At 27.4% G+C, this 8,014-nt stretch carries 6 protein-coding genes; 2 read left to right on the forward strand and 4 right to left on the reverse strand.

Annotated features, from left to right (window positions below; genetic code table 11):
* Positions 1 to 134 precede the first annotated feature (134 nt).
* Entirely contained in the window at positions 135 to 1,184 is a 1,050-nt protein-coding gene (locus QK892_RS18005) for a tyrosine-type recombinase/integrase (protein ID WP_317274929.1), read from the forward strand.
* A gap of 342 nt (positions 1,185 to 1,526) precedes the next feature.
* On the opposite strand, the gene QK892_RS18010 is transcribed toward QK892_RS18005, so the two are convergent.
* A complete protein-coding gene (locus QK892_RS18010) occupies positions 1,527 to 1,697 on the reverse strand; it encodes a hypothetical protein (protein WP_317274930.1) in 171 nt (56 codons plus the stop codon).
* 210 nt (positions 1,698 to 1,907) lie between these two features.
* Here QK892_RS18010 and QK892_RS18015 point away from each other — a divergent pair, with 210 nt between their 5' ends.
* Complete coding sequence (locus QK892_RS18015) at positions 1,908 to 2,459, forward strand: hypothetical protein (RefSeq protein WP_317274931.1); 552 nt, start codon at positions 1,908 to 1,910, stop codon at positions 2,457 to 2,459.
* 44 nt (positions 2,460 to 2,503) lie between these two features.
* Here QK892_RS18015 and QK892_RS18020 read toward each other — a convergent pair whose 3' ends face one another.
* The 3 genes from QK892_RS18020 to QK892_RS18030 all read right to left on the reverse strand — a co-directional run bounded on the left by QK892_RS18020 (position 2,504) and on the right by QK892_RS18030 (position 6,781).
* A complete protein-coding gene (locus QK892_RS18020; RefSeq protein WP_317274932.1) occupies positions 2,504 to 2,641 on the reverse strand; it encodes a plasmid mobilization protein in 138 nt (45 codons plus the stop codon).
* Between the two features lie 27 nt (positions 2,642 to 2,668).
* On the reverse strand, positions 2,669 to 3,442 hold the full coding sequence (locus tag QK892_RS18025; RefSeq protein ID WP_317274933.1) for a hypothetical protein: 774 nt from the start codon (positions 3,440 to 3,442) through the stop codon (positions 2,669 to 2,671).
* 1,803 nt (positions 3,443 to 5,245) lie between these two features.
* The gene (locus QK892_RS18030; protein WP_317274934.1) at positions 5,246 to 6,781 is read right to left on the reverse strand and encodes a helix-turn-helix domain-containing protein; all 1,536 of its coding nucleotides are present in this window, start codon (positions 6,779 to 6,781) and stop codon (positions 5,246 to 5,248) included.
* Positions 6,782 to 8,014: the final 1,233 nt, after the last annotated feature.

Genomic DNA, 8,014 nt, shown 5'->3' on the forward strand with positions numbered 1-8,014 from the left:
AAAAAAATAAAAAAACTAGAACTTTTCAGCAGCAAATGTTCAATGCAATTGACAGCAGATTCAAAGCTGGCAATGGCAGGAGCAAGCATCAGGATAAAAAAAATAAATCAAATCTTCAGCACGATATAATATACATGTCAGCAGAACATAAGAATCTTAAAGATACTGTAGCTGACATATCTGAATTCATCAAAAAAGAGCATCCTGAAATGTGGCGAAAACAGTTAGACCAGATTCCTTCGGAGGTTTTTGATGAATATCTTGCAACCAAAAAGGATTGCAGTCAAAATACGATAGCAGCTTATAAAAGTAGGGTTGAAAAAGCTTTTAGATGTGCTGCTGCAACTTACAAAAATGGCGATTTTGAAGCTTTTCAGTATATCAATACACCTCTTTCAAATCGCACTGAAGACCTGAGAAATGTTTCTATAGGCAGAGATTTACTGAATATAGCATTAAAACATATGGACCCTAATAGCGGCGGATTTAAGGGAAATAAAATAGCTTCACTATTTGGAGCAAGAATTTTTGAAATAGAAAAATTAGAGGTAAGAGATATTAATTTTAAAGATAATACCCTAACAATTCGCAAAGGGAAAGGTAATAAAACTCGTGTAATTAAAATGACAGATAATCAGGCTGCTATAATGGCAAATATGGTCAAAGATATGAAGCCATCACAGAGAATAGCTGGTTGCGGACAGGATGCAATTCAAAAGAGCTTAATTCGAGCTTTGGAAAGAATTGATAAGAAGTATGAAACAAATACTGCTACACAGCTTACAGATAAAAAAACAAATACTCATGCTATAAGAAAACTAGTTGCAACAGAGCAATATAATAAGAATTTGAATTATGAAAAATATAAATATATCTTAAGTAAACTTGAAACAGATTACTTAAAAACTAAAGAAGCAGGAATTACTAAAGAGATTTTAGAAAAATATAAAGTTGATATAACTAAAATAGATGAAAATAAATTGGCAACATTCTGTAGAAAAAATTTCAATGACTTAGAAAATACAATAGAAAATAAAGATATTAGAATGCTTGAACATACCGCCTGGAGTCCAGTTAGTGAAATGCTTGGACATGGTCCTAATCGCTGGGAACTTAAAGATGTTTATGTAGTTAATGATTCTACTAAAATAATAAATATAGATATCAATTTACTTTTTCAATAGAATAGTGTATTAAATTATGCATAAAAATTGTCTCAATTGAGATGTTTAAACTTAACGGGGGACTTTATGCAAGAAAAACCAGGATTTTATCCTGGTTTTTCTCTATATTAAAAAAGCACATAAAATGCCTAAATTACTTTACGTCAGTACGCTAACTTCGTTTCGCTTAACTCTACTAAAGTATATGCTAACACTTCTTAAAAAATGACTGATTTTAATGATTTAAAAAAATTTTATAACATTATGTACCACTCCAATATAAAAGTGTCGGACGGATCCGTCCGACACTTTTATATTTCCGTTACCTTCAGAAATAAAAAAAGTAGATAAATTTATCTACTCTTAATTTTTTAAAAAATTATCTAAAGCTAATCTAATTAATTCTGTAAAATTCTCAACTTCATTAAAATGCTCATCAATGTACTTTTGCATGTAAGCGTGCTCTTCAGCAGTGAATCTAATAGTTATTCTTTTATCTTTCGCAGGTTTTTTTTCTTCCTTAACTTCAAACATAATTAATTATTCCCCCCTAAATTTTAAACATTATACAGTTTTTTTCTTAAAATTTATTTTTATATAAACTTATTAAAAATAAATTTATTCCTTTAAATTTCCGATAGTGTTATAAAAGTGTTATCTTCGTAACATTTAATATTTAAAAAAAATCTAGGGAGTGTTATTATTATGTTACTTAAAGTGTTATTTAAATCTGGGGGTAGGGATATGGATGAGAATAAAATTATTGAAGTTAATGAGCTATTAAAAAAAGGTTATTCTTTGAATCAATTAGAAAAAGATAAAATTCTTGAATGTAGTAGGAAAGCATTCAAGAATAGAGCAGCTAAAATAAATTATCAATACGATGATAATATTAAACAATTCATAAAGATTAGTAACACTATTAGTGTTACTAATAGTAACTCTAATATAAATTCTAATACAAATAGTAATAGTGTTACTAATAGTAATACTGAAGTAACACTTAGAAAATCTAAAGAAGCAATTATTAAAAATACTAAAGAAACAGATTTAATTCTACAGTCTCTTGAAGAAAGAATTAAGGCTTTGGAATCTATAGTATTACAGAATAATACTAAAGTAACACCTGATACTTTTACTATAGAATTAAAGAAAGATATTATAACTAGAAGTATTAAAGTTTCAAAAACTATAATAGATGATTTTAACAATTTAGCTGAAACTAAATTTAGCATGTATAATAAACAAGATTTATTGAATAAAGCTCTTACTGAATTCGTAGAAAAATATAAATAAATAAAAAAATGTCCGACGGATCCGTCGGACATTTTTTTATTTATTTATATTTTTTTATCATCTTTTAAAAGAAGTATTCTTAAGTATTCACTCACTGTTAAGTTAAGAGCTTTCGCCTTTTTTTCTATTATTTTTTTTTCTTCTTCTGTAACTCTTACTCTTAACATTTCTGTCCTTGCCATTTTACCTTCCCCCACATTTTTTATTAATTATTTCTTTAAACCAACTGTTACTTCGCCATTCCCAAAGAGTACATATTGCCATTCATATTCTTCATTTCTGTTCCATGAGTTAGTTTTATGAATGCTAACATTTGAAGTACTTTTCTTTAGATGATATACTGCATAAGGAATTTTTATAGTAATATCATTATCTGTAATTATTATATCTTGGACTGGAGCATTCACCTTTAAATCTCCAATCCAAGCTTCAAAAGTTAGAGTTTTACCTTCTGATTCTTTAACTAATTTTCTAAAATCATTTATTGGTCTTATCGGCTCTAATTTTGCATTTAGAGCTTTTCTTATAGCATCTAAATCAGTAGTCTCATCAAGTTTTGTAACAAATTCATATGATAAATATTTCATTCTGTAGTTTACAGCCATGCCTTCGCTAACTCTTTCACCGTCTGCAAATCCATTGTTATCCAGAGCATCTATAAAAAGTTTCTTCTGATTAAAGCAATATTCTATCGTTTTAATTAGCATAGATTCTGCTTTTTCAGAGACTTCAATAATATTATCTTTCATATCTTTAAATGAATTTAAAAGCTCTTTTGATATAGATTCAATTTCATTTGAATAAACTTCTCTTGTTACTGATGCCTTTAACTTCATCAAATTATGAAAAAACTGTTTTTCAGCATTCATATTAGAACTATCAAATTCTGCTATTGCTTTGTTATAGTCATTTTTAAACTGATATTCATCAATTCTTTCTATAATATCAGCAGTGATTTTACTTGGAACAAAATATTTAACCATACTTATTACCTCACTTTATTATTATTATTACCTTATAATTGTAGCACTATTGTTGCTACAACACAAGTACTATTTCGTAACTAGCTACTACGAAATACTGATTTTTGAGAATAAGTTTAGATATAGTAAATAAAAAACCTTATTTTTATAAGCTGTAAATCGCATAAAATCGTTGATGTATTTTTTTTAATAATTTTTTATAAAAAGTTTAGATATAGTAAATAAAAATCTACTTTTTTTTAATGCTGTAAATCGCATAAAATCGTTACTTTTAACAACTCTAAATAATAATGATTTAGCGAAATTCTTTAACCGAGCTCGGAGCTTTTTTCAAATATTTTCCTTAATTAATTTTCATTTAAAATAAACATATAATTAATTCCTTTAATTACAATTATATGCTAAAATTATTAATGAGTTTGCTAATAAATAAAAAGATAGATAGGGGGGTGTACAATGTCACTAGCTTGCAGTACTTCGTATTGTGTACTTAGGCTTAAAAACATTTATATTTCGTATTTAAACCACCTCAATAGTTCTAAATAATAATCCTTGTATAAAGCATTATATAGTACTGAATTTTATAAGGCATTATACAATATTGACTTTATTTAGATTAGCCTATCGAGGTGAACTTGTTTTTTAAAAACTTAATCAACTCCTTCTTCGAAGTAGTCACTAGAATATTCGGATATTCATTTTCTAAATACGAAGTTGCGCTCGTATTTATGATGGAATGAGGGGCGATATTTTAGTTTATTATATATGCTATAAACTACTGAGAGAAAGGAGGGCTAAATACTATGAATATAAATGTGTTTACATCTGATTACACTATTTCTATGATATTTACTGATAAGTTCTTAGGTACAATTTTCATTGTTTGCTTATTTTTATCTGTTATTTTAATAATCAGATATTACTTGAAATTAAAACATACAAACAAAAAGAACCCTCTGCTTTAAGCCGTGCAAAAGTTTAAGCAAAGAGTTCAGAAGATTGCAGGGGTTACGAAAGTACCCCTCTAAGTTTTTACAAACAAATAAATATATTTATAAATTTAAAGTTAATTACGTATAGTATATTTATATTCTTGTCAATTATCAAATATATTAATACATTTAATATAAAATTTAAATACTTTTATTAACTTAATACTAGCATTTTCCAAAAGAAAAGTCTATATTAGCTATATTTCATTATAAAAATTTAACATTTCTATTTTAATAATATTTTCTTATTATTACCGAGCTTCAAGCTTTTTTCAAAAATATTCCACCGAAAAAGCATACTAATTATTATTTACTGAAATTAAAGCAAAACGGACTTAAAGTCCACTTTACAATAAATTCCAAACGGAAGTGAGTTCCGTTTAACAGAAAATTCAAGTTACCATTAGTGATGCTAATATAAAAATAATTATAACACTAATGGATATTTTAAGCATCAAGTCGATTTCTACCAAATCTCTAGTTTTACTTAACCTCATTAAATCACCTCATAGTAAGTATGTCCAAAATCTTAAAGGGAAAATCAGGGTCCTTATCAAAGGTGTAACTAAAAAATAAGAGTAAAGGTAAAGGAATAGCGCGCAGTAATAGAAGCTACCTCTAGGAGACACCGAAGACCAGGAGCTAAAGCTCTGTAGGAAAGACCAGCTTTGCTGGTGGGAGCGGAGCTCCCCTGGACAACGAGCCTCCCTATATCTACGTAGAAGGAGCAAAGCTCCTCCATATAGTACTAAAAAAACCCGAACAGTACTTTAACCCGCAATATCTCTATATTTACGCAAAAATAAAGATACTATGCTAGTATCTTTATTCCTTGGACTTTCAATTCGATAATCATTTCTTTTATCTCATTATAATTAATTCTCTTATATTTCTTATTTATTTTTTCTGATATTGTAGATACTGATTTTCCAATCTCTACAGCTATTTCTCTTAAGCTTAATCCATTCAATTCAAGTTCAGCTATTTGTATAAATTCAGCTCTACGTTTAACTTCTGTTTTAGTTAAACCTTCACTATTTCTAAATTTATTAAACATATATTCTTTATTATATTCTAATTTTTTAAGAGCTTTTTCTTCATCTGTTTGATATTTTATCTCCTCTAATCCTATTAGATTAACTTCTTCTCTGCCTATCCCTAAATAGTCTAATATAGTTATGTCTTTATATAGATACTGCTTCTTATTAACGTTCCTTGTATCTCTTTCGATAACTCTCCAACTCAAAGGTTTAGCTAAATTATTATTAAACTCTCTTAGCATTTCTTTAGCTTCTTCTTCTGAAAATCCAGCTAGTAGTGAATGATTTCTTACTAAGAAACATAAAAATCTTCTACCATCCAGGTCTTTCCCATAATAAGCTGCAATTTTCTTAAAGTCCTCTATTCTTCCCATATTAAGCGGATATAAAACACTTTTATCCTTAGGTCTAAACTTAACTATTTTACCTTTATGTTTCTTATTCTTCCATGTTAAATACCAACTTGGTATTTCATTCAACCACTTTTCCTGCAAATCTTTTAATTTATAAGCTTGTACATTCTCTAATATAAATATATCTACAATTGAATTATCTTTTGTATTTATAGAGCCTTTTATCCTAGCATAATCAGTTAATCTAGGTGTATCTCCTCCGTAATCAATCATCCTTTCGTTAAAGACTTTATTAATTCTTTTAACTAAATTCTTAGATAATTTCGTAGCCCCTACTGATTGAATTTTATACAATAGCCTTAGTTGATGCCCTACTTCAAAATAATTCGGTGCTGGAATATTCTTATCAAATTCTTGTTCTTTAATCATTTCAAAAATTTGCATTGGAGTTTTATCTTTAAGTCTTTTTACTTTTCTAAAATCAATGTCTATAGATATTAAATGCATTGAAAATATATTATCTTCTTCTCCTGAAAGCATTGTTTTATATGTTGCTAGGCTATAGAAAAAATCTTCTTTTCGAAATTTATTTGAATTTAATATATTAAACAATTTTTTATTATCTTTTAAATCCTGAACGTTGTAAGCATATATAATATTTGATTCTGCACACCTAAGCCTTACAAAACATTCCTTCTCTGTATCAAAAACTTTATTAAATATTTTACACATTTCATCAGCATCTTTTTTAGTTATATTACATTGCTTAGTAATATCATTTTTATTTTGCTTTTTGTCTGACTTTTTATTATATCCATAAAAATTATGTATATCTTCTTCTGTTATTCTATACTTTTTCCTATTAGTTTTTCTAGCTTCTTTATTCATTAAGCTACCACATTCTTGCTCAAACCTTAGGTATTCCAAAGCTGATGGTCTGTATTTTTTAACCATAAAAATAATACCTCCCCTTTTAATGAAATCGGAAAGTATTACCACTACACACAATTTAAATTTTTTTTCTTCAAAAATTATATTCATAAAATGATTAATTTGATATAATATGAATATAATAGATTAAAGATATACACTTTTACAGGGTGTGTGTTTGGTTGCAAGAGCTATAAGTTTAGATTGGTCGTCGGAACTTATAGCTCTTACATTTTCCGAAATTTTATATTTAATATAATTATACAATTATTTTCAAAAAAATCCTATTTTTTTTATTAAAAGCATGTTCTAAACATGATTTTTTATATTAACTAACTTTACAGTTCATATCAAATTCATACTTAATAAGAAATTAATACTAAAAGAATAAGAATTTAATAAATAATGTCGGACGGATCCGTCCGACATTATTTATTAAATTCTTATTTTCACGCCAAAAATGCTAGTCAAGTTTTTATTATTCCATACCAAAAATTTAAGAAATAGAGCTTTTTTACTGTATAATATAGTGCTAAAAAAGCAATTTTGTTTCTAAGAAACAAGAGTCGAAAAGACATTTATAAAATCTCTGAGATACGATAGCGTACTTAGAAAATAACGACTATAAAAAATAGTGCAAAAAACCTGCTTACAAGGTAAAGATGTAAGAAAAAGTTGTTCAATCTTAGAAAACATGAATGAAAATTTGTGCATTAAATTGAAATGCGTTCACTTTCAAGCATGAGTTACTCAGCTCAAATTGAGAGAAAAATTTGCCGAAAGCGTCAGCAAAGACGGTGAAAAAAACTTACCTTTGATGAGTATTTAGTATTATTTTTTATACTAAATGATTAGCTTTTATGAAGCTTAATATATTTTATTATTTTTGCATTATATATTAGTTATTTTCTAAGTCCTTAGTATTTTCAACGCTTGTACGTGTGTCGGTATTAACGAAGGACAACAAAATCTTAGTATTTTTTCGTAAGCTGACAGTATTGGCAGTAGAAAAAATGCTTAGAGTTTGTTAGTCTTGAGTTAATACCGACACAGGAGAGATTTTTAAGAGATATATCTCTTAAATAGTGTTTCTTTTGATTCTTTTCTTTGCCTAAATCAAAGAAAAGAATATAGGCTTTTGGGCTAAAAAATAGGGGGAAATTTTATTTTATGGGAGATAAAAAAAATAAAAAAACTAGAACTTTTCAGCAGCAAATGTTCAATGCAATTGACAGCAGATTCAAAGCTGGCAATGGC

The sequence above is a fragment of the Clostridium lamae genome (assembly GCF_033043255.1).
Classification (GTDB): domain Bacteria; phylum Bacillota; class Clostridia; order Clostridiales; family Clostridiaceae; genus Clostridium; species Clostridium lamae.

What these genes read in the sequence shown, in the direction of transcription:
- QK892_RS18005 (WP_317274929.1), top strand. Translation starts at nt 135, where the DNA reads ATGTCAGCAGAACATAAGAATCTTAAAGATACTGTAGCTGACATATCT.
- QK892_RS18010 (WP_317274930.1), bottom strand. Translation starts at nt 1,697, where the DNA reads ATGTTTGAAGTTAAGGAAGAAAAAAAACCTGCGAAAGATAAAAGAATA.
- QK892_RS18015 (WP_317274931.1), top strand. Translation starts at nt 1,908, where the DNA reads ATGGATGAGAATAAAATTATTGAAGTTAATGAGCTATTAAAAAAAGGT.
- QK892_RS18020 (WP_317274932.1), bottom strand. Translation starts at nt 2,641, where the DNA reads ATGGCAAGGACAGAAATGTTAAGAGTAAGAGTTACAGAAGAAGAAAAA.
- QK892_RS18025 (WP_317274933.1), bottom strand. Translation starts at nt 3,442, where the DNA reads ATGGTTAAATATTTTGTTCCAAGTAAAATCACTGCTGATATTATAGAA.
- QK892_RS18030 (WP_317274934.1), bottom strand. Translation starts at nt 6,781, where the DNA reads ATGGTTAAAAAATACAGACCATCAGCTTTGGAATACCTAAGGTTTGAG.